This window comes from Variovorax sp. GW460-12-1-14-LB1 (assembly GCF_059423605.1).
In genome coordinates this window covers 1-21207 of sequence record NZ_JBWKYF010000056.1, presented here as the reverse complement: position 1 = coordinate 21207, position 21207 = coordinate 1, and the positions used below count along the sequence as shown (strand labels likewise).

19 protein-coding genes are annotated in these 21207 nt (G+C 70.1%); 9 read left to right on the top strand and 10 right to left on the bottom strand.

Translation table 11 applies throughout. The features are described from left to right. Positions 1-2 precede the first annotated feature (2 nt). The 8 genes from AC07Y4_RS23910 to AC07Y4_RS23875 all read right to left on the bottom strand — a co-directional run bounded on the left by AC07Y4_RS23910 (position 3) and on the right by AC07Y4_RS23875 (position 7985). Positions 3-869, bottom strand: a complete 867-nt coding sequence (locus AC07Y4_RS23910) for a branched-chain amino acid ABC transporter permease (protein ID WP_095743322.1) — start codon at positions 867-869, stop codon at positions 3-5. Positions 870-882: 13 nt separating this feature from the next. Further along, a complete protein-coding gene (locus AC07Y4_RS23905) occupies positions 883-1581 on the bottom strand; it encodes an ABC transporter ATP-binding protein (RefSeq protein WP_487848760.1) in 699 nt (232 codons plus the stop codon). Beyond that, positions 1568-2323 carry an ABC transporter ATP-binding protein gene (locus AC07Y4_RS23900; RefSeq protein ID WP_487848759.1) on the bottom strand — a complete coding sequence of 252 codons (756 nt, stop codon included), beginning with the start codon at positions 2321-2323 and terminating at the stop codon, positions 1568-1570. The genes AC07Y4_RS23905 and AC07Y4_RS23900 overlap by 14 nt, the downstream gene beginning before the upstream one ends. Further along, positions 2320-3630, bottom strand: a complete 1311-nt coding sequence (locus AC07Y4_RS23895) for an ABC transporter substrate-binding protein (protein WP_159273605.1) — start codon at positions 3628-3630, stop codon at positions 2320-2322. The genes AC07Y4_RS23900 and AC07Y4_RS23895 overlap by 4 nt, the downstream gene beginning before the upstream one ends. 107 nt (positions 3631-3737) lie before the next feature. Continuing rightward, positions 3738-4721 (bottom strand): Bug family tripartite tricarboxylate transporter substrate binding protein, encoded by a 984-nt coding sequence (locus AC07Y4_RS23890; RefSeq protein WP_354348013.1) that lies wholly within the window; start codon positions 4719-4721, stop codon positions 3738-3740. A gap of 56 nt (positions 4722-4777) precedes the next feature. Further along, positions 4778-6232: an amidase gene (locus AC07Y4_RS23885; protein WP_487848758.1), complete on the bottom strand. Its 1455-nt coding sequence runs from the start codon at positions 6230-6232 to the stop codon at positions 4778-4780. Between the two features lie 101 nt (positions 6233-6333). Then, positions 6334-7329, bottom strand: a complete 996-nt coding sequence (locus AC07Y4_RS23880) for a helix-turn-helix domain-containing protein (RefSeq protein WP_487848757.1) — start codon at positions 7327-7329, stop codon at positions 6334-6336. A gap of 125 nt (positions 7330-7454) precedes the next feature. After that, entirely contained in the window at positions 7455-7985 is a 531-nt protein-coding gene (locus AC07Y4_RS23875) for a MarR family winged helix-turn-helix transcriptional regulator (RefSeq protein ID WP_487848756.1), read from the bottom strand. 143 nt (positions 7986-8128) lie between these two features. On the opposite strand from AC07Y4_RS23875, the gene AC07Y4_RS23870 reads away from it, so the two are divergent. The 9 genes from AC07Y4_RS23870 to AC07Y4_RS23830 all read left to right on the top strand — a co-directional run bounded on the left by AC07Y4_RS23870 (position 8129) and on the right by AC07Y4_RS23830 (position 18479). After that, positions 8129-9571 (top strand): NAD-dependent succinate-semialdehyde dehydrogenase, encoded by a 1443-nt coding sequence (locus tag AC07Y4_RS23870; RefSeq protein ID WP_487848755.1) that lies wholly within the window; start codon positions 8129-8131, stop codon positions 9569-9571. A 31-nt stretch (positions 9572-9602) separates the two neighbouring features. After that, positions 9603-10982 carry an aminotransferase class III-fold pyridoxal phosphate-dependent enzyme gene (locus AC07Y4_RS23865; protein ID WP_487848754.1) on the top strand — a complete coding sequence of 460 codons (1380 nt, stop codon included), beginning with the start codon at positions 9603-9605 and terminating at the stop codon, positions 10980-10982. Continuing rightward, positions 10979-12223: a Tm-1-like ATP-binding domain-containing protein gene (locus AC07Y4_RS23860; protein ID WP_487848753.1), complete on the top strand. Its 1245-nt coding sequence runs from the start codon at positions 10979-10981 to the stop codon at positions 12221-12223. Before AC07Y4_RS23865 ends, AC07Y4_RS23860 begins: the two co-directional genes overlap by 4 nt. Continuing rightward, complete coding sequence (locus tag AC07Y4_RS23855; protein WP_487848752.1) at positions 12220-12891, top strand: HAD-IA family hydrolase; 672 nt, start codon at positions 12220-12222, stop codon at positions 12889-12891. Before AC07Y4_RS23860 ends, AC07Y4_RS23855 begins: the two co-directional genes overlap by 4 nt. A gap of 11 nt (positions 12892-12902) precedes the next feature. After that, complete coding sequence (locus AC07Y4_RS23850) at positions 12903-14294, top strand: transaminase (RefSeq protein ID WP_487848751.1); 1392 nt, start codon at positions 12903-12905, stop codon at positions 14292-14294. Continuing rightward, positions 14291-15088 carry an SDR family oxidoreductase gene (locus AC07Y4_RS23845; RefSeq protein WP_487848750.1) on the top strand — a complete coding sequence of 266 codons (798 nt, stop codon included), beginning with the start codon at positions 14291-14293 and terminating at the stop codon, positions 15086-15088. The genes AC07Y4_RS23850 and AC07Y4_RS23845 overlap by 4 nt, the downstream gene beginning before the upstream one ends. Then, a complete protein-coding gene (locus tag AC07Y4_RS23840; protein ID WP_487848749.1) occupies positions 15085-15855 on the top strand; it encodes an SDR family NAD(P)-dependent oxidoreductase in 771 nt (256 codons plus the stop codon). Before AC07Y4_RS23845 ends, AC07Y4_RS23840 begins: the two co-directional genes overlap by 4 nt. A gap of 116 nt (positions 15856-15971) precedes the next feature. Further along, the gene (locus tag AC07Y4_RS23835) at positions 15972-17966 is read left to right on the top strand and encodes an O-linked N-acetylglucosamine transferase, SPINDLY family protein (protein WP_487848748.1); all 1995 of its coding nucleotides are present in this window, start codon (positions 15972-15974) and stop codon (positions 17964-17966) included. Between the two features lie 93 nt (positions 17967-18059). Next, positions 18060-18479 carry a hypothetical protein gene (locus AC07Y4_RS23830; RefSeq protein WP_062479768.1) on the top strand — a complete coding sequence of 140 codons (420 nt, stop codon included), beginning with the start codon at positions 18060-18062 and terminating at the stop codon, positions 18477-18479. A gap of 21 nt (positions 18480-18500) precedes the next feature. Here the strand turns inward: AC07Y4_RS23830 and AC07Y4_RS23825 are convergent, their stop codons facing one another. After that, positions 18501-19586 (bottom strand): ABC transporter substrate-binding protein, encoded by a 1086-nt coding sequence (locus AC07Y4_RS23825; RefSeq protein ID WP_487848747.1) that lies wholly within the window; start codon positions 19584-19586, stop codon positions 18501-18503. Positions 19587-19723: 137 nt separating this feature from the next. Continuing rightward, a complete protein-coding gene (locus AC07Y4_RS23820; protein ID WP_495275204.1) occupies positions 19724-21178 on the bottom strand; it encodes a DHA2 family efflux MFS transporter permease subunit in 1455 nt (484 codons plus the stop codon). Positions 21179-21207 lie beyond the last annotated feature (29 nt).

The following is a 21207-nucleotide window of genomic DNA, read 5'->3' as shown; positions in this document are numbered from 1 at the left end:
TCTCAGGTACGTGCGCCAGCGATGCCGTTAGGGCGCACCATCAGGACCGCGAAGAACAGCAGGTGGGCATACAGCGCGCCCGCGTTGGAGTCGAGCCGCTGGCCCACGAGCTGCGCCACGCCCAGCGCGATGCCGCCGACCAGCGCCCAGCGGAACGAGCCCATGCCGCCGATGATCACGACCTCGAACGCGCCCAGCAGCCGCTCCACGCCCGAGAAGGGCGTGAACGAGGTGCGCAGCGCCAGCAGCAGACCCGCCACCGACGCGAAGGCCAGTGACAGCCCCATCACCACCGCATACACATGGCGCGGGCGCACGCCCATCGTGCGCACGATCTCGCGGTGGTCCGAGGTGGCGCGCACCACGAGGCCGAAGCGCGAGTGCTGCAGCAGCCACTGCAGCGCGCCGAAGGCCAGCACCGCGAGCACCAGCACCAGCACCGGGTACCAGCCGATGCGCAGCCCGCCGATCTCGAAGCCGGCCGTGGCCAGCGCGCCGCCGTCGAGCGCGCGCGGGTCGGCGCCGAACAGCTCGACCATCAGGTTGCGCAGCACCACCGCGATGCCGAAGGTGACCAGCACCGGCGTGAGCGGATCGTCGGTGGCCACCGCGCGGTTCAGCAGCAGCCGCTGCAGCAGGTAGCCCATGCCGAAGGCCGCCAGTGCCACCGGTGCGATGAAGAAGAGCGGCGACACGCCGGGGAACTGCGTGGCCAGGAAGACCGCGAAGTACGCCGCCAGCACCACGAACTCGCCATGCGCGAGGTTGACCATGCGCATCACGCCGAAGACCAGCGCCAGCCCGAGGCCGAAGAGCGCATAGAGGCCGCCGAGCAGCACGCCGTTGATGAGGGTTTCGAGCCAGGCCATGGTGGGGAGGTGTTCAGTGTCCGAAGTAGGCGTTGGCGATCTGAGCGGCGCTGAAGTCCGATGCGCGGCCGGCCAGCGTGACGCGGCCCTTGAGCAGGCAGTACACGCGCTGCGCGATGCGGCAGGCGCGCGTCACGTCCTGCTCCACCACCAAAAGCGCCGTGCCCTGCGCGCGGATGTCGCCGAAGGCGCGGTAGATCTGCTCGATGACCACGGGCGCGAGGCCGAGCGAGATTTCATCGCACAGCATCAGGCGCGGGTTGGCCATGAGGGCGCGGCCGATGCTCACCATCTGCTGCTGCCCGCCCGACAGCTGCGTGGCCGGCCGGTGGCGGAACTCCTGCAGGATGGGGAAGAGCGCGTACACGGTGGACAGCGTCCAGTGGCCCGTGCGGCCGCACAGTGCGCCCATGCGCAGGTTCTCTTCCACGGTGAGCGAGGGGAACAGCATCCGCCCCTCGGGCACCAGCGCGATGCCGCGGCGCGCGATGCGCTCGGCCGGCTCGGCTTCGATGGCCTGGCCGTCGAAGCGGATGCTGCCACGGCTGCGCGAGCCCAGCCCGGCAATGGCGCGGATCAGCGTCGACTTGCCCGCGCCGTTGGCGCCGATGAGCGCGGTGGCCTCGCCTTCCGCCACGTCGAGCGAGAGGTCGAACAGCGCCTGCAGGTCGCCGTAGTGGCTGCACAGCTCGCGCACTTCAAGCAGCGGCATGGGTGCTCTCCTGCAAGGTGTCTTCGTCGCCCACGCCCATGTAGACCTCGCGCACCTCGCGGCTGGCCATGGCGGCGGCGGGTGTGTCTTCCAGCAGCTTGCGGCCGAAGTTCAGCACCATGATGCGGTCGGCCACGGCCATCAGCGCCTGCGCGATGTGCTCGATCCAGATCATCGCCACGTCCTGCTTCAGTTCGAGCACCAGCGCCACCAGCACCTGCACCTCGGCTTCGGTGAGGCCGCCGGCGATCTCGTCGAGCAGCAGCAGGTGCGGTCGCGCCGCCAGGCCCTTGGCCAGCTCGAGGCGCTTGCGGTCCAGCAGCGGCAGGCGGCCGGCCGGCACGTCGGCGCGGTCGGCCAGTCCGGTGCGCTCCAGCACGGCCCAGGCCTGGCGCGCCGCCTGCGCGCGCGGCAGCCGCGCGGCGAAGGTGGCGGCGGCCAGTGCGTTCTCGTAGGCGCTCAGGTGCGCAAAGGGCTGCGGGATCTGGAAGGCGCGCGCCACGCCCAGCCGCGCCCGCGCATCGGCACGCAGCCCGACCAGCTCGCGGCCTTCGAGCCGGATGCTGCCGGCATCGGGCACGGCCACGCCGGTGATCAGGTTGAACAGCGAGCTCTTGCCCGCGCCGTTCGGCCCGACCACGCCCAGGCACTCGCCGCGCGCGAGCGAGAGCGCCACCCGGTCGGCCACGACGATCTCGCCGTAGCGCTTGCACAGGCCGTCGATGACGAGGCAGTCGGTCATGCAGCTTTCAGCTGCGACAGCAGCTTGAGCTCGTCTTCCACTGGAATCTGCTTGGCCGTGCTGTTGTGCGTGATGACCAGCTCGTACGGGAACTTGCTGCCCGCCTTGGTCTTGCGCCACTGGCCCGCCACCATCGGCGTGACGGCCACGCTCTTGATCGGGCTGCCCTTGAAGTCGATGCGCCCCACCACCGAATCCAGCTGCAGGTTGGCCAGCGCGTCGCGCACGGCCTTCTTGTCCTTCGGGTTCGTGGCGTTCTTCAGCGCCGCAATGCCGACCTCGAACAGCGCGTGGCCGTAGCCGATGGGCTGCGTCCACTGCTTGCCGGTGGTGGCCTCCCAGTCGGCCGCCAGCGCCTTGGCGCTCTGGCCCGTGAGCGACGACTTGAACGGGAAGTTGGGCGTCCACCAGACCTCGGTCGACATGCCGTTGCCCGCCGCGCCCAGCGACTCCACGGCGCTCGGGAACAGGAACGACGCGGCCATGGTCACCACCTCGGGCCGGTAGCCCGCCTGCTGCGCCTGCTTCCAGAAGGTGGCGAAGTGGTTGGCATAGGCAAAGCCCGAGACGATGTTCGCGCGCGCCGCCTTGAAGCTGGACACCTGGTTGCTGAAGTCGTCGGTCGCGATCTTGAAGAAGCCGCCGTTGGTCTCCTTGTAGCCGCGCTGCTTCGCGCCGCCCGGGATGCCCGTGGCCGGATCGGCGAAGGCGTGGCCCGGGCCGTTGTCGATGTACAGCGTGCCCAGCGTGCGTTCCACCTTCAGCGGCTCCCACATGCCGAAGAAGTTCTTCAGCACGTCGTCGGCGCCCCAGAAGAAATGGAACGAGAACGGAAAACCTTTTTGCGGCGTGGAGCCGCGCCCGAAGGTGATGGCCTGCCACGGGCCCATGGTCGAGACCATCGGCACGCCGTTGACGTCGCACAGCTGGCCGGCGGCCAGTGCGGCGTCGCTGTCCTGCACCAGCAGCAGGTCGACCTTCTCGCGCAGCAGCAACTCGCTGGACATGGTGGCGCCGCGGTTGGCGTCGGACTGCGTGTCGCGCACCACGATCTCCACCTTGTAGGTCGTGCCGCCGATGGTCAGGCCGTCCTTCAGCGTGGCGCGCACGCGCTCCAGGCTCCAGGGGTCGGCCTCGCCGAAGTTGGCGCGAACACCCGACAGCGTGGTGAGGTAGCCGATCTTGATGGTCTTCGATTGCGCATGCGCCAGCGCAGGCACGCCGGCCAGCGCGGCCGCGCCGCCGCCGATGACGAGTTGGCGGCGTGTGAGGGCGCCGGAGGCTGCGGGGAAAAGGTCGGCGGACATGGAGGTTCTCCTTGGCGGATGAAGGATGGACAGGTCCGCATCCTCTCTCTGCGCGCCGCCGCGGCGTTATCGAAAACTGGCAAAACGCGGGCCCGTGCCCGCGGATGTCATTCGGGCCGCAGGTTGACCGACTTGGCGATGGCGCGGTAGCGCTCCATGTCGGCCTGGTAGCCGCGGCGCAGCTCGGCCAGCGTCTGTTCGGGCGCCACCTTGCTGCCGCCGAGTTCCAGCGCGCGGCGCAGCTCGGGCTTGAGCATCATCTGGTTGAAGGCCGTGTGCAGCCGCTGCTGCGCGTCCTCGGGCACGCGGTGCGACACCTGGATGCCCGCCCACAGGCTGTAGACGAAGTCGTCCAGGCCCTTGCTGTTGCGGATCAGCGGAATGGCGGTGAAGCGCTCGTGCGGCGCCGAGGCCGCGATGCCCAGCGCCTTGACCTTGCCGGCGTCCAGCAGGTCGGGCACGTTGCCGGCCAGTGGCGCAAACACCAGGTCGATCTGCCCGCCCAGCAGGTCGTTCACCAGCGGCGCGAAACCCTTGTAGGGCACGTGCAGCATCTTGGTGCCCGTCTGCTGCATGAAGCGCTCGCCCAGCAGGTGGTAGAGCGAGCCGGGGCCGATGCTGCCGTAGCTCAGCTCTTTCGTGTCGGGACGGCGCAAGAGCGCGATGAGTTCGTCGACGCTGCCCGCGCCCAGGTCCTTGCGCGCCAGCAGCACCATCGAGGTGACGGCCATCACGCCGATGGGGCGGAAGTCCTCGGCCTTGTAGCGCGCGCTGCTGAGCGTGAGCGGCGTGAGCATCAGCTCCATCGGCGAACCCAGCAGCAGCGCCGTGCCGTCGGCCGGCGCGTTGGCCGCCTTCATCACGCCGAGCGAGCCGCTGGCGCCGGGCACGTTGTCGACGATGGCCGGCTGGCCCAGCAGCCGCGACAGCTCGGGCGCGGCCAGGCGCGCGTTGATGTCGGAGCCGCCGCCCGCGGGGTAGGGCACGATCAGGTTCAGGGTCTTGCCCCCCAGGCCCTGCGCCAGGGCGGGCAGGGCGATGGGGGACAGGCCGGCGGCCAGGCCGGCAGCAATCAGCGAACGTCTGCGCATGGGTTCTCTCCTCGGGTTGTGTGAGATGTGTCGGAGTACGGGAAACAGGGGGCTTGCTACTGCAGCAGCAGCGGCGACTGCACGTTCGCGAAGGGCACGGCCTGGTGCCAGCCGTGCGCCATGCGCAGCACGTCGAGGTCGGCGCCGGGGCGGCCGATGAGCTGCAGGCCCATCGGCAGGCCGCGCGTGCCCTCGGCCTGCGAGAAGCCGGCCGGGATCGCCATCGCGGGCAGGCCGGCGAGCGAGGGGCCGATGGTCACTTCCATCCAGCGGTGGTAGGTGTCCATGGCGCGGCCGCCGACCTCGCGCGGCCAGTGCGTGTCGACCGGCAGCGGGAACACCTGCGCGGCCGGCAGCACCAGGAAGTCGAAGCGTTCGAAGAGCTGCAGCAGCGCGGCATGCCACTGCGTGCGCGTGACGGCCGCCTCGTGCAGCGCGGCGGCGCTCAGGCGCTCGCCCTGCTCGATCTCCCAGCAGGCCTCGGGCTTGAGCTGCGCGCGCGTGGCCGGGTCGGCATGCAGCCCGCGCAGCGCGCCGGCGACGATGAAGCCGCGCAGGCGCAGCCAGGCGGTCCACAGGGCGTTGAAATCGAAGGCGGGCACGGCAGGCGCGACGCTGCAGCCCAGCGTGTCGAAATGCCGCAGCGCCGATTCGCACAGCGCCATGACGCCCGGGTCCATCGGCAGGTGGCCGCCGAGGTCGCCGAGCCAGGCGATGCGCTGGCCGCGCAGCTCCGCATCGAGCGGTTGCGCAAAGGCCTCGCCGTCGCCGGCCAGGCTCAGCGGCGAGCGCGCGTCGTAACCGGCCTGCACCGACAGCAGCCAGGCCACGTCCTCGGGCGTGCGGCCCATCGGCCCTTCGCAGCCCAGCTGCTGGAAGAACAGCTCCGGCCCCGGCCCGGTGGGCACGCGACCCAGCGACGGGCGCAGGCCGTAGACGTGGTTCCAGGCCGCGGGGTTGCGCAGCGAACCCATCATGTCGCTGCCGTCGGCCACCGGCAGCATGTGCAGCGCCAGCGCCACCGCGGCGCCGCCGCTGCTGCCGCCGGCCGCATGGTCGAGGTTCCAGGCGTTGCGCGTGGTGCCGAACACCGTGTTGTAGGTGTGCGAGCCCAGGCCGAACTCGGGCGTGTTGCTGCGCCCCACGAAGAGCGCGCCGGCGCGGCGCAGGCGCTCGACCATGATCGCGTCGTGCGGCGTGACCTGCCTGGCGAACACCGGGCTGCCCATGGTGGTCGGCAGGCCGGCGGTGGCGACGAAATCCTTCGGCGCCATGGGGAAGCCGTGCAGCCGGCCCACCGCGTCGCCGCGCGCGCGTTGCGCATCGCAGGCATCGGCCTGGCGCAGCATCGCTTCGGGCGGTTGCAGCGACACCAGCGCGTTGACCTGCGGGTTGAGGCGCTCGATGCGCGCGAGGCAGGTCTGCATCAGTTCGCGGCACGAGAGCTCGCGGCGTTGCAGGGCGGCGGCGAGCGAACGGGCGCTGGGAAGGGGTGGCAGCGTGGCGGACATATGGCGGTCAACGATAGCGACCGCCTCCGCAAGCAGGTATCAAAAAACGGCAAAACTGGCGCCCCGAAAACCGAGGGATTCCCCTCGGCCCGTGCACCGGATCAGTGCCTCGTGAGCGCCGCGCCGCGCAGCGTCTGCGAGGGCAGCTCGCCGAACTGGCGCCGGTAGTCCGTCGCGAACTGGCTCAGGTGCCAGAAGCCCCAGTGCGCCGCGATGTCCTGCACCGAACGCGACTCGGGCCGCTTCAGTGCGCGGCGCACGCCGTTCAGGCGCAGCGCCCGCAGGTAGCGCGCGGGGCTCAGGCCCAGCGTTTCCTGGAAGCAGTAGTTCAGCTTGCGCTGGCTCGCGCCGATGCGGCTGCACACCTGCAGCATCGACAGCGGTTCGTCGGGCCGCGACATCATCAGCTCGCAGGCGCGGCGCACCACGCGGCGGTGCGCCTCGGTGGAACGCAGCTCGCGCAGGTCGACGTCTTCAGGCAAGGCGTTGAGCCACGCCAGCAGCACGTCGTCGCGCAGCTGCACCGTGGCGACGGGGTCGTCGAGCAGGCTGGGCATCGCGTCGAGCGCGCTGAAGGCGCCGCGCAAGGTGCCGCGCAGCGACTGCATGGTGGGGTCGTCGAAGTGCAGCACCACGCGCCGTTCGAGCCATGCCGGCGGCGCGCGGTCGTTCAGGCGTTCGGTGAGCGACTGCAGCAGCGCGTTGTCGACCACGATGCCCGTCAGCTCGAAGCCCGGCGGGCTGCACAGGTCGAGTTCGTCGCAGCGTCCGACCATCACCGATTCGGTGTCCAGCCGCTGGCCCGAGAAGCGCGCCTCGCCGTCCTGCCGGCAGGTGAGGGCGAAGCCGCAGCAGTCGGGGTTCATCTCGCCGTGCTGGCGCAGCGCGCGGTTGGTGGTCTCGCGCACCAGCCGCAGGCCGGGCAGTTGCACGTGGTCGAGAAAGCCGGCGAAGCTGCCGCCCGAGAGCATGTCGCACGCCAGGTGCCAGCCGTTCTGGCCGCTGGCGTAGGCGTCGATGTCGTGCGTGGACAGGGTCCAGCGCGTCGCGACGGTGGGGGCGGGGGCAGGAAGAACGGAGGCGGTCTGGCTGGTCATGGCGGTCCGGCGAAGCGGTGGCAGGGGTGCGAAGACCCATGCCGGAAGCAATCTCCAGACCAGATTGTTTCGTTGACAACGATCTTAAAGTGACAGGGCAAACCCCTAAGCCACCCGACCGTGGCCTATGCGAGTTCGCCGCTGGGCTCGAAGCCGGTGGTGCTGTCGAACAGCTTCTGCACGATGGTCTGCAGCACCTGGCGCTCGTCGGCCGTGAGCTGCGAAAACAGGCGCTGCGCGGTGTCGTGCGCCAGCGGCACCATGTCGCGGTACAGCGCCAGGCCTTCTTCCTCGAGCGACACGATGACCTTGCGGCGGTCGTCGGCCGAGGGGTGCATGTTGGCCAGGCCCAGGTCCACCAGCCGGTGCTGCGCGCGGCTCACGCGGGCCTTGTCCATGCTCGTCTTCTGTGCGATTTCGAGCGCCGACAGCGCACCGTACTTGCCCAGCACCACGACGATGCGCCACTCCGGAATCTGCAGCGAGAAGCGGCTGGCGATCGACTGGCCTACCGTCTGGCTCACGCGGTTGGCGACCACCGAGAGTTGAAAGGGCAGGAAGGTCTCGAGGTCGAAGGCCGGGGCGCTCGCGGCGCTGCTGCGTGCCTTGGGCAGGGGCTTGGCGCTGGGCCGGGAAGGGGTGCGTGAACGGGGCACGGTGAGGTCGTGGCGTGGAGGCGTCGTGAAAGAAGATCGGCGCGGACAGTATAGGAAGGCCCTTGCGCATCACGCACGAGGCCGCGCGAGGTTTGCCAGTTTTCGATAACGCGGCAAGGGGCTCGCTCCCTATCGTGCAGGGCATGGACTACCCCGAACTCGCACTGCACATCGCCGGTCAATGGCGCACGCAGACCGCCGGCGGCCGCCGCGCGGTCGTCAACCCTGCCACTGAAGAAGTCATCGCACAGCTGCCGCTGGCCGGCCGCGAGGAGCTCGCCGAAGCGGCCGCGTCCGCGCGTCGCGGCTTCGTGCAGTGGCGCGGCAAGAGCGCACTCGAACGCTGCAACATCCTGCGCACCGCCGCGCAACACATCCGCGAGCAAGCCAAGGCCATCGCGCACGTGCTCACGCTCGAACAGGGCAAGCCGCTGGCCGAGTCGCTGCGCGAGGTCACGCTGTCGGCCGACATCATCGACTTCCAGGCCGAGGAGGCCAAGCGTTTGTACGGGCGCCTCGTGCCGCCGCGTGTCGAGGGCATCCTCTCGCAGTCGGTGATGCGCCAGCCTGTGGGGCCGGTGGCGGCCTTCACGCCGTGGAACTTTCCGGCCAACCTGCCGGCGCGCAAGCTCGCGAGCGCACTGGCCGCGGGCTGCAGCGTGGTCATCAAGCCCGCGGAAGAAACGCCGGGCACCTGCATGCTGCTGGTACGCGCCTTTCTCGACGCGGGCGTGCCGCCCGATGCACTGAACATGGTGTGCGGCGACCCGGCCGAGGTGTCGTCGTTCCTCATCGACCATCCGGCCATCGCCAAGGTGTCGTTCACCGGCTCGGTGGCCGTGGGCAAGCTGCTGGGCGAGCAGGCGGCGCGGCATGTGAAGCGCTTCACCGGCGAACTCGGCGGCCACGCGCCGGTGATCGTCTGCGACGATGCCGACTTTCCCTTCGCGCTCAAGCAGTCGCTGGCCGCCAAGTTCCGCAACGCGGGCCAGGTGTGCGCGTCGCCGATCCGCTTCTACGTGCCGCGCGCACGCTTCGCTGAATGGAGCGAAGCCTTCGTGCAGGCCGCGCGCGCGCTGCGCCTGGGCGACGGCACCGACCCCGCCACGCAGATGGGCCCGCTCGCGCACGCGCGCCGCATCGAGGACATGCAGCGCTTCGTCGACGACGCCGTGGAGCGCGGCGCGCAGCTGCTGTGCGGCGGCCACCGCGTGCAGCGCCCCGGCTTCTTCTTCGAGCCCACCGTGATCGCCAACGCTCCGGCCGACAGCCGCGTGATGCGCCAGGAGCCCTTCGGCCCCATCGCCGTGCTGCAACCGTACGACACGCTGGACGAAGCCATCGCGCAGGCCAACGCCTTGCCCTACGGCCTGGGCGCCTACGCCTTCACGCGCGACCTGCACACCGCGCACCGCCTGGGCGACGCGCTCGAGGCCGGCATGGTCGGCATCAACCACTTCGGCGTCTCGCAGCCCGAGATGCCCTTCGGCGGCTGGAAGGAAAGCGGCATCGGCCAGGAGATGGGCGCCGAAGGCCTGCTGCACTACACCGAGGTCAAGACCCTCACCGTCGGCGTGCCGTTCTGAGCACGCGCATCGAACACTTCCGGAGACCTGCATGACAACGAAAGAAGCCGCCGCCGTGGCGGCGCTCAAGCAAGACAACGCCCAGTACCTGTGGCACCCCATGGCGCATCCGCAGGCCATGCTCAAGACGAAGCCCGACATCATTGCGCGCGGCCAGGGCTGCTGGATCTGGGACGTGGACGGTCACAAGATGCTCGACGGCGTCGGCGGCCTGTGGGCCGCGAACCTGGGCCACAGCAACCAACCGGTGCGCGACGCGATCGTCGCGCAGCTGGACGAGCTGCCCTTCTACAACGTGTTTCGCGGCACCACGCACCCGCGCGCCATCGAGCTGTCGGCTCGCCTGGTCAAGACCATGGAACCCGACGGCGTGGCCGCCGTGTTCTTCAGCAACGGCGGCTCCGACGCGGTCGAAGGCGCGCTCAAGCTCGCGCGCCAGTACTGGAAGCTCAAGGGCCAGGCCGACCGCTTCAAGTTCATCGCGCTGCGCCAGGGCTACCACGGCGTGCACTTCGGCGGCATGAGCGTGAACGGCAACCTGAACTTCCGCCGCGCCTACGAGCCGCTGCTGCCGGGCTGCTTTCACGTCGACACGCCGTGGCTGTACCGCAACCCCTACACGCAGGACCCGGAAGAACTCGGCGAGATCTGCGCCACGCTGCTGGAGCGCGAGATCCAGTTCCAGGGCCCCGACACCGTGGCCGCCTTCATCGCCGAGCCGATCCAGGGCGCGGGCGGCGTGATCGTGCCGCCGCCCAACTACTGGCCGCGCGTGCGCGAGATCTGCGACAAGTACGGCGTGCTGCTCATCGCCGACGAGGTCGTCACCGGCTTCGGCCGTGGCGGCGCGATGTTCGGCACGCGGCTGTGGAACGTGAAGGCCGACCTGTGGTGCCTGGCCAAGGGCATCTCGTCGGGCTACGTGCCGCTGGGCGCCACCGCCATCGGCAACAAGGTGGCCGAGGTCTTCCTCAACGACCCCACGGGCCAGGCCGCGGTGGGCCACGGCTACACCTACAGCGCGCACCCGGTGGCGGCAGCCGCGGCGCTCGCCACGCTGGACCAGATCGAGGCGCTCGACGTGCCCGGCAACGCGGCGCGCGTGGGCGCGCATTTCCAGGCGCGCGTGCGGCCCTTCGTCGACAAGTTCAGCTTCGTCGGCGACGTGCGCGGCATGGGCCTCATGCTGGGCATCGAGATGGTGGCCGACAAGGCGACGCGCACCACGCTGCCGCGCGGCAACCCGATCGCCGCGAAGGTGGCGCAGGCGGCCTACCAGCGCGGGCTGATGGTGCGCATCTCGGGGCCGAACCTCATCCTCTCGCCGCCGCTGGTCATCACGCGCGAGGAGGTGGACTTCATGGTCGATGCGCTCGAAGGCGCGTTCGCCGACGTGGAAGCGACGCTGTGAGCCGAGCGCCCACGATCCTGCTGATCGGCACCGCCGACACCAAGAGCGCCGAGCTGCTGTTCATGCGCGAGTGCATCGAGGCCGGTGGCGGCCGTGTCGTCGTGATGGACGTGGGCGTGCTCGACGGCGCGCCCTTCGTGCCCGACATTCCCAACACCGAAGTCGCCGCGGCCGCCGGCAAGACCGTCGCCGAGGTGGCGCAAAGCGGCGACGAGAACAGCGCCATGACATTGATGGCGCGCGGCGCCGCGAAGCTCGCCGCGCGCTGGCAGGCCGAGGGCCGCATCGACGGCCTGCTCGCGCTGGGCGGCACCATGGGCACCGACCTGGCGCTCGACGTGGCGCAGGCGCTGCCGCTGGGCGTGCCGAAGGTGCTGGTGTCGACCATCGCCTACTCGCACCTGCTGCCGCCCGAGCGCATTCCGCCCGACCTCATCATGGTGCTGTGGGCCGGCGGGCTTTATGGCCTCAACAGCCTGTGCCGCTCGGCCCTGAGCCAGGCCGCGGGCGCGGTGCTCGGCGCCTGCCGCCAGGCCTGCGTGCCGGCCTTCGAGAAGCCGCTGGTGGGCATGACCTCGCTGGGCTCCAGCGCGCTCACCTACATGAAGACGCTCAAGCCCGCGCTCGAAGCGCGCGGCTACGAAGTCGCCGTGTTCCACACCACCGGCATGGGTGGGCGTGCCTTCGAGGCGCTGGCCGCCGAAGGCCGCTTCTGCGCGGTGATGGACTTCAGCCTGCAGGAGCTGGCCAACCAGCTCGGCGGCTCGTGCGTGACGGCCGGGCCTGATCGCCTGCTCGGCGCGGGCCGCGCAGGCACGCCGCAGATCGTCGCGCCCGGCGCCATCGACATGCTCGACTACCCGGCCTGGCAGTCCACGCCCGAAGGCCTGGAAGGCCGGCCCACGCACATCCACAACCGGCTGCTGGCCTCGACACTGAGCGCGCCCGCGTTCCGCCGTGGCGTGGCCGCCGAGATCGCGCGCCGCCTCGCGCGCGCCGAGGGCGCCACCTGCCTGCTGATGCCGCTGCAAGGCATCGAAGGCTGGGACCGGCCCGGCGAGCCGCTGCACGACCCCGAAGGCCTCGCGGCCTTCACCGAGGCACTGCGCGGCAGTGTCGATCCGGCGCGGCTCGTCGAGCTCGATGTGCACATCAACGACAGCGCCTTCTGCGACGCCGCATTGCGCGTGTTCGACGCCTGGGTGGCCGACGGCACCGTACCCGCAGGGAGCCGCGCATGAGCCCCGCCGCACAAGCCCTCGTGCTCGACTTCGGCGGCGTCATCAGCCGCACGCTGTTCGAGACCCACGCGCTCACCGAAGAGGCGCTGTCGCTGCCGCGCGGCACGCTCACCTGGCGCGGCCCCTTCGACCTCGCGAGCGATCCGCTGTGGCGCGACATGCAGGCCGACAAGCTCTCGGAGCGCGACTACTGGATGGCGCGCACGCGCGAAGTGGGCGCGCTGGTCGGCGAACGCTGGGACCGCATGGAGACCTTCGTGCAGCGCGCGCGCGGCGCCGACCCCGAGGCCGCCATCCGCCCCGAGGCGCTCGCGGCCATCGAGGCGGCGCGCCGCGCCGGCTGCCGGCTCGCCATCCTGTCGAACGAGCTCGACCTGTTCTATGGCGCGGGCTTTCGCCAGCGCCTGCCCTTCATGAGCGCCTTCGACGTGGTGGTCGATGCCACGCACACCGGCATCCTCAAGCCCGATGCGCGCGCCTACCAGCAGTGCCTGGACCAGCTCGGCCTGCCCGCCGATGCCTGCGTGTTCGTCGACGACCAGCTGCGCAACATCGCCGGCGCGCAGCGCGTGGGCCTGCGCACCGTGCACTTCGACGTGATGTATCCGGGCGCGAGCTATGCGCAGGCGCTCTCGATGCTGGGCGTTTCTCCTTCTTCTTCCCTTTGACCGAGTTCCCGATGACCCCGACCTTCGAACCCACCGTGCCGCGCGAGCGCGTGCAGGCCCTGATGCAGGCCGAACAGGCGCGCTATGCGCGCACCCACGCGCGCAGCGGCGAACGCTTTGCGCAGGGCCAGCGGGCCTGGCTCTACGGCGCGCCCTCGCACTGGATGCGTCGCTGGATCGGCGGCTGGCCGCTGTATGTGCAGGACGCGCAGCTGCCCTACGGCGCGCGCTTCGTCGATGTGGACGGCAACGGCTACGCCGACTTCTGCCTGGGCGACACCGGCGGCATGTGCGGCCACGGCCACCCGGCGGTGGTCGAGGCGCTGGCGCGGCAGGTGCGCGTGGGCAGCTCGCTGATGCTGCCGACCGACGACGCGGCCTGGGTCGGCGAAGAGCTGTCGCGCCGCTTCGGCCTGCCGTACTGGAACCTCACGACCTCGGCCTCGGACGCCAACCGCGCCTGCATCCGCCTGGCGCGCATGGTCACGGGCCGGCCGCGCGTGCTGGTGTTCTCGGGCTGCTACCACGGCTCGGTGGAAGAGGCGCATGTGGAGCTGCGCGACGGCGCCGTTGCGATGCGCAACGACATCCACCCCAACGGCTTTCCGCACGACCAGCTCTCGGCCGTGGTCGAGTTCAACGACGTGCCCGCGCTGGAGCGCGCGCTGCGCGCCGGCGACGTGGCCTGCGTGCTGGCCGAGCCGGCCATGACCAACTACGGAATGATCGCGCCCGCGCCCGGCTTTCACGACGCGCTGCGCCGCCTCACGCGCGAGACCGGCACGCTGCTGGTCATCGACGAGACCCACACCATCTCCAGCGGCCCCGGCGGCTACACGCGCGAGCATGGGCTCGCGCCCGACATGTTCGTGATCGGCAAAGCGATTGCCGGCGGCATTCCCGCCGCCGCCTTCGGCCTCAGCGCCGAGACCGCCGAGCGCGTCTGGCAGGTGCTGCCCAAGCTGCACCCGACGAAACGCCAGTCGGCGCACGCCGGCTTCGGCGGCACGCTGGCGGGCAACGCGCTCACCGTGGCCGTGATGCGCGCGGTGCTCTCGCAGGTGCTCACGCCCGAGGCCTTCGATCGCATGCTGGTGCTGGCGCAGCGCCTGGCCGAAGGCGTCAACGCCAGCATCGCCGCGGCGGGATTGCCGTGGCATGCCACGCAGGTCGGCGCGCGCGTGGAGACGCTCTTTTGCGCCGACGCGCCGCGCAACGCGAGCGACGTGCGCCGCACGCGCGACGGCGAGCTCGAGGCGCTGCTGCACCTGTACATGATGAACCGCGGCGTGCTCATCACGCCCTTCCACAACATGATGCTGTGCTGCCCCGGCACCACCGAACGCGAGGTGGACGAGCACAACGCGGCCTTCGCCGAGTTCGTGCGGGAGTGCAAGGGATGAGCACGCCCGATCTCTTCGGCCTGCAGGGCAAGGTCGCGCTGGTCACCGGTGGCGGGCGCGGCATTGGCGCGGCCATCGCGCAGGTGTTTGCGGAGGCCGGTGCCTCGGTGCTCATCGCCAACCGCACCGGCAGTGCGGGCGAGGCGGTGGCGGCCGCGCTGCGTGCGCGTGGCTTCGCGGCGCAGGCACTGGCCTGCGACATCGGCCGGCGCGACGAGGCCGAGCGCGCGGTGGCCGAGGCGGTGCGCGTGTTCGGCGCGCTCGACATCGTGGTCCACAACGCGGCCGTGAACCCCTGGGCTGCCATCGACGCGATGACCGACGAGCAGTTGGAGCACACGCTGGCCGTCAACCTCAAGGCCTGCTTCTGGCTCACGCAGGCCGCTGTGCCGCACCTGCGTGCGCGCGGCGGCGGGCGGCTGCTCGTCACCTCGTCGGTGACCGGGCCGCGCGTGGCCATGCCGGGCAGCGCGCACTACGCGGCCAGCAAGGCCGGCGTGAACGGCTTCATCCGCACCGCGGCGCTGGAGTACGCGCGCGAGGGCATCACCGTGAACGGCGTGGAGCCGGGCTACATCGCCAAGCAGGGCGGCTCGCTGCTGTCCGACCCGGCCAAGGCCGCGCGCATCGCGCGCCACATCCCGGCCGGCGAACTGGGGCGGCCCGAGGACATCGCCTACGCGATGCGCTTCCTGGCGAGCCCGGCGGCGCGCTACATCACGGGGCAGACGATCGTGGTCGATGGTGGTTCGACCTTGCCCGAAAGCCCGTTCTTCGCGGAGGCATCGGAGTGACCGCGCGCCTGCATGGCAAGGCCTGCCTCGTCGTCGGCGCGGCGACCGGCATCGGTGCCGCCGTGGCCGCGCGCTTCGCGGCCGAAGGCGGGCGCGTCGCGGTGGCCGGCTGGCCGCGTCCGCAGCCGGTGGGCGACGGCCCGGCCTTCGATTGCGACGTGACCGACGACGCGGCGGTGCGCGCCACCGTGGCCGCGGTGCAGGCCGCGTTCGGCCGCATCGACGTGCTCGTGAACTGCGCCGGCATCGTGCGCAGCGACGACGCGGCCGACATCGACGACGGCGACTGGCACCGCCTGCATGAGGTCAACCTCGGCGGCACCATGCGCTGCCAGCGCGCCGTGCTGCCCGGCATGGTGGCGCAGGGCGGCGGCGCCATCGTCAACATCGCCTCGGTCGCGGCCTTCAACGCCGGCGCCGGCATGGCGAGCTATGCGTCCAGCAAGGCCGGCGTGGTCGCGCTCACGCGCTCGGCCGCGCAGGCCTACGGCCCGCAGGGCGTGCGCGTGAACGCGCTGTGCCCCGGCTGGGTCGACACGCCCATGAGCCGCCAGGAGATGCGCGACCTGGCCGCCGAACGCGGCATCGACGAAGACGCCGCGCGCGCGCAGACGGTGGCGCGCATCGCGCTGGGCCGCATGGCCACGCCCGAGGAGATGGCCGCCGCCTGCCTGTTCCTGGCCAGCGACGAAGCCTCGTTCGTGACCGGCGCGGCGCTGGTGGCCGATGGCGGGGCGCGGGTGCCGGCCGCCGCGCGCGCAGCCTGAAGTGCGCAGGGTCCGAGGAACCCCGTTGACCCGATAAGGGGCCGATTGCCGAATCGGAAGTTGTGCTCTAGTCTCCCGATCCTTGCGAGGAACGAAGGAGAAGACGAGGCCATGAAATGAGCGTTCGGTCCGCAGAGTTGCTCTTCCAGAGGGGACAGTATTGCAATGCACAAAAGGTCCTGGAGGGACTGGTGCAGGCCGGTCGAAGCGTGGGGGCCGCGCATCGACTGCTCGGCTTCATCGCGGGCCGGCAACTGGATTTCGGGAGGGCCGTGGAGCAGCTGCGGAACTCGTTGCACTACGAGCCCGGTTGCCTCGAGACCTGGTACTACCTCGGCGTCGCCTTGCTTCGCTCCGATCAGCACAGGGCCGCGGCAGAGGCCTTTGGCCAGGTTCTTTTGCGCAATCCCGATGTCTTCGAGGCCGCGCATGATTTGGGGCTCGCACTGCTCGCCACCGGGAGAACCACGGAGGCCCTCACGCATTTCGAGCGCGCGGTGCACTTGCGGCCGGATGCGTTCGAAGCCCATCTGAACCGAGGGGCAGCCTGTGGAAAGCTGCGGATGTACGAGCAGGAGTTGGCATGCTACGAGCGCGCCATGGCACTGCAGAAGTCGCACCCTGCGTTGATCATGAATTACGGTACGGCACTGTGCCAGGCACGCCGTTTTTCCGACGCGGTCGACCTGTACGAGAGCACCTTGCGAGACCATCCCGGCGAAGCGGACTTCGCGTTCGCCCGCGGTGGGCTTTGCTACGCCAAGGCGGCAATCGCCGACTGGCAGGGTCTCGATGAACAGGTGGCGCTGTTGCGCGATGAAATTCGCCAGGGATGGGTGTGCGTCGAGCCCTTTGCGCTTCTGAATCTCCCCTCGACACCGAAAGAGCAATTGCAGGCAGGGAGGCTCCATGCGGCAAGCCTTTATCCGATGGCGCCCCAGCCGCTGCATGCCATCGAGCGGAAAAGGGAGGGGCGAATACGCTTGGCTTACATGTCTGCCGATTTCGGAAAGCATGCGACGTCTTACCTCATTGCCGAAGTGTTCGAGCGACATGACCGCGAGCGCTTCGAGATCACTGCGATCTCCCTGCGAAGGAGCGACGGCAGCGCCATGCGCCAGCGTCTCGAGCGTGCCTTCGACCGCTTCATCGATGCGCATGAGCTGTCGGACATGGAAGCGGCGCAGGCCATCGTCGATCTGGAGATCGACATCCTGGTAGACCTGGGTGGCTATACCTACGGTGCAAGACCTTCGGTGCTGGCTTTGCGGCCCGCGCCAGTTCAGATCAGCTACCTGTGCTTTCCAGGCACGCTCGGTGCGCCGTTCATCGACTATCTGGTGGCCGACGCGTTCCTGGTTTCCGAGGCGGCGCATGAGGATTTCAGCGAGAAGATCATCTGCCTGCCCCACAGCTACCAGCCCAACGACTCGCGTCGCACGATGATTTCCGGGCCCATGTCGCGCACCGCCGTCGGCCTGCCGGAAGGTGCCTTCGTCTTCTGCAACTTCAATGGCAGCCAGAAGCTCAACGCCCAGTTTTTTGGCATCTGGGCCCGCCTGCTGAATCAGGTCGACAACAGCGTTTTCTGGCTCAGGAGTGGCTCCGATCTCTACAACGACAACCTGCGCTCATGGGCCCGCGAACACGGCGTCGATTCAGGACGGCTGGTTTTTGCGCCTTGGGTTGAACAAGAGACGCACCTCAGGCGATTGCAACTGGCCGATCTTTGCCTGGACAACCTGCCCTACAACGCACACACGACGGCCAGTGACGCGCTCTGGGCGGGGGTGCCGCTGGTGACCTGTGCCGGCCCCACCTTCGCGGGCCGCGTGGCGGGCAGCGTGCTCACGGCAGCGGGTTTTCCGCAGCTGATCACAGATTCGCCGTCCGCTTATGAGGCGCTGGCCCTGGCCCTTGCCACGGACCCGTCACGCCTCGCCGCGTTGCGGGCCGAGCTGGCTGCGGCGCGCGACACCTGCACGCTGTTCGACACGGGGCAGTACACCCGCCATCTCGAACAAGGATTCACCGCAGCCTGGGAGCGGTGCCGTGCGAACCTGGCACCGGACCACATCGACATTGGCCGTACCCGGCGAGTCCCGGCCTGAATCTGAGCTTCTGGCCGTCGACGGCGGTGCGCGATGCACATGCCACGACGCCCGCCCGGGCGTATGCTTGCGCGCCGCGGAGGGTTTTCAAAGATGCTTCCCATCGTCGTTGCGCTCATGGCGACCGTCATCCTGCTGGTCTGGATGGGGTTCTTCATGATGGGCTCGCTGCCCTTGCTCGTGCTCTCGCACGACACCCCGCTGGATTCGCGCTTCATCCGCGGCCTGTTCAACGTCTACTACGTGGCCGTGGTGCTCACCGCGAGCGCGGCGGCGCTCAGCTATGCGTGGTGCGGCAAGCCCTTCTTCGCAGTCGGCATGGCCTTCATCGCCGGCCTGGCCTTCGCGCTGCGCCGCTGGCTCATCATTCCGCGCATGGACCTGCTGCGCCACACGATCCCGGCCACGGACACGTCGATCGTGCAGTTCCGCAAGCTCCACATCGCGGGCATGGTGCTCAACGTGATGCAGCTGGGCACGGTGGCCTGGGCGCTCACGCAGCTGGGGTTGTGAGCGACACCGGCCTCTCTGTCTCTAGCGCAGGAACCGCCCTTCCTTCGTCACCCGCACCATCTCGATGAAGCGCGAGCCCGTGTTGCTGGCGCCGGTGAAGTCGATCTCCATGTTGCCGATGCGCAGCTTCATCGCCTTCAGCGTGGCGTGCAGCTTGGCGCGCGTGAGGTCGCGGCCGGTGCGGCGCAGGGCCTCGATCATCACGAGCGCGTTCACATAGCCTTCGTAGCTGAGGTAGCCGATGTCGACCTTGGCGCGCTCGGCCAGCTGGCGGAATTCGCGCGCGGTGGCGTCGACCTCGCTCCAGGGGTAGGGCACGATCTGCGAGATGGCCAGGCCGCTGGTCTTGTCGCCCACGAGCTTGGCCGTGACGTCGCCCGGCACGATCGACATGCCGTAGAACATCTGGCGCCCGCCGGCGGTCCAGGCGCTCTTCATGACCTCGCCGCCGATGCCGCCGCCCAGGTACATGAGCACGGCCTGCGCCTGGCTGTCGGCCAGCGCCTTGCCTGCGGCCTCGTTGGTCGTGCCGTCGCCCTTCACGGGAACCGCCGCCACGGGCTTGAGCTTGAGCGTGTCGAGCGCCGCCTCGACCAGCCGCGCCACTTCGGCGCCGCCGGGGTTGTCCAGGTAGGCCACGGCGATGCGCGAGACGCCGATGGTGCTCAGGTGCTGCACCAGCGCCTGCGCCTCGCGCGCGAAGGTGGCGCGCACGAAGTAGCCCGAGCCGGCGACCTTCTCGCGCGCCGAGTCCGACACCGCATAACCGCCCACCATCGGCGCGCCGCTCTGGCCCAGCACCTTGGCCGCGGCGGCGGTGGTGCCCGAGCCCACGCAGCCGAAGAAGGCGAAGGCACGGTGCTCGGCGAGCAGCTTCTCGTAGTTGGCGACGGCCTTCTCGGGCTTGAGCTCGTCGTCGAGCGAGACCAGCTTGAGCTTGCGGCCCGCGAGCCCGCCCTGCGCATTGACCGCGTCGAAGGCCAGCCCGGCGCCGGCCATCACGACCTTGATCGGCACGCCCAGCGGACCGCTCAGGATGCCGGTGTGGCCGAGGACGATCTCGCCGTCGCTGACGCCGTTCTCGGCGGCCAGGGCGGTGGAAGGCAAGGAAAGGAGGGGGCCGAGTCCGGCCGTCGCCGCGGCCGAGGCGGCGAGAAAACGTCTGCGATGCATGGAACCGATTCCGCTTTTAGATACAACTGATAACAATTGAAAGCGAAAGCGAGTCCCCGCGCCGCCGGGGTTTACCCCCTGTGTTGCGCCGTGTCCTCGCCGGGCGGCTCGCGCAGCTGCCAGGCCGCGCAGACGGCCAGCGCGCACAGGCCGGCCAGCATGAGGAACACCTCGTCGAAGGCGGCCAGCCGCGCCGCGGTGCTCACCGGGTTGGCGAGCGAGTCGCCGTGCGCCGCCAGGCGCCATTCGAGAATGATGGCGCACAGGCTCACGCCCACGGCGCCGCCGAGCATGCGCACGAAGCTGATCGCGCTGGCGCCCTGCGGGATGAGCGGCTTGGCCAGCGGGCGCATCGACCCGAGGTTGAGCGAGGGCAGGATGAAGCCCAGCCCGATGCGCCCGACGATCGCGAACACCACCAGCAGCCACAGCGGGCTGTCCAGCCGCAGCACGGCCATGAGCGCGAACGACACCGCCAGCAGCGCCAGGCCGATGCTCACCAGGAGCCAGGTCGGTTGCTTGTCGGCCAGCCGGCCCACGCCCGCGATGGTGAAGGCCAGCACGATGCCGGCCGGCAGCAGGGTGGTGCCCACGTGCGAGGCCGACAGGTGCAGCCCCACCTGCATGTACACCGGCAGCAGGTAGGTCGAGCCGAACAGCGCGGTGCCGTAGATGAAGGCGACCAGGCTGCCCATCGCGAACTGGCGGTAGCGAAAGAGCGCGAGGTTCATGAGCGGCGCGCCGCCCGAGGCCATGAGCCGGCGCTGCCACCACACGAAGGCGGCGAAGGCCACGAGCGCGCCGGCCAGCAGCAGCGCGGCCTGCAGCGGCGAATCGCCGCGCAGCTCGACCAGCCCGTTCAGCAGGCACAGCGTGCCCACGGTGCCCAGCGCCAGTCCGCGCGCATCGAGCCCGCTGCCGCGCGTCGCGGCCACGCCGCCGGGCGCGGTCTTGGGCACGAACTTGTAGGCCAGCCAGATCGAGGCCAGGCAGAAGGGCACCACCATGAAGAAGATCGAGCGCCAGCCGAACAGGTCGACCAGCACGCCGCCGATGCTCGGCCCGATGGCCGGCGCCAGCACCACGCCCATGCCGAAGATGCCGCTGGCGCGCCCCTGCTCGTGCGGCTCGAAGGCGCGCAGGATGATGATGGCCGGAATGGGCTGCACCACGCCCGCGGCCAGCCCCTCGGCCACGCGCGCCAGCAGCACCAGCGGGTAGTGGTTGGCCAGCCCGCCCACGATGCCGCCGGCCAGCAGCAGGAGCATCGTGCCCACGTAGGTGCGCCGGTAGCCGTAGCGCGACAGCAGCCAGGGCGTGGTGAGCATCGACACCGTCATCGCCACCATGAAGCCCGAGCTGACCCACTGCGCGCGCTCCTGGCCCAGCGCGAAGTGGTGGCTCATGTCGGGGATCGCCACGTTGACGATGGTCGAGGACATGATGGACGCCATCGTCCCCACCATGACCGACAGCAGCAGGTACCAGCGGTAGCGCTCGCCGTAGCGGGCGCGCAGGGCGCCCATGGAGGGCGGCGTGTCAGGGGGTTGGGGGG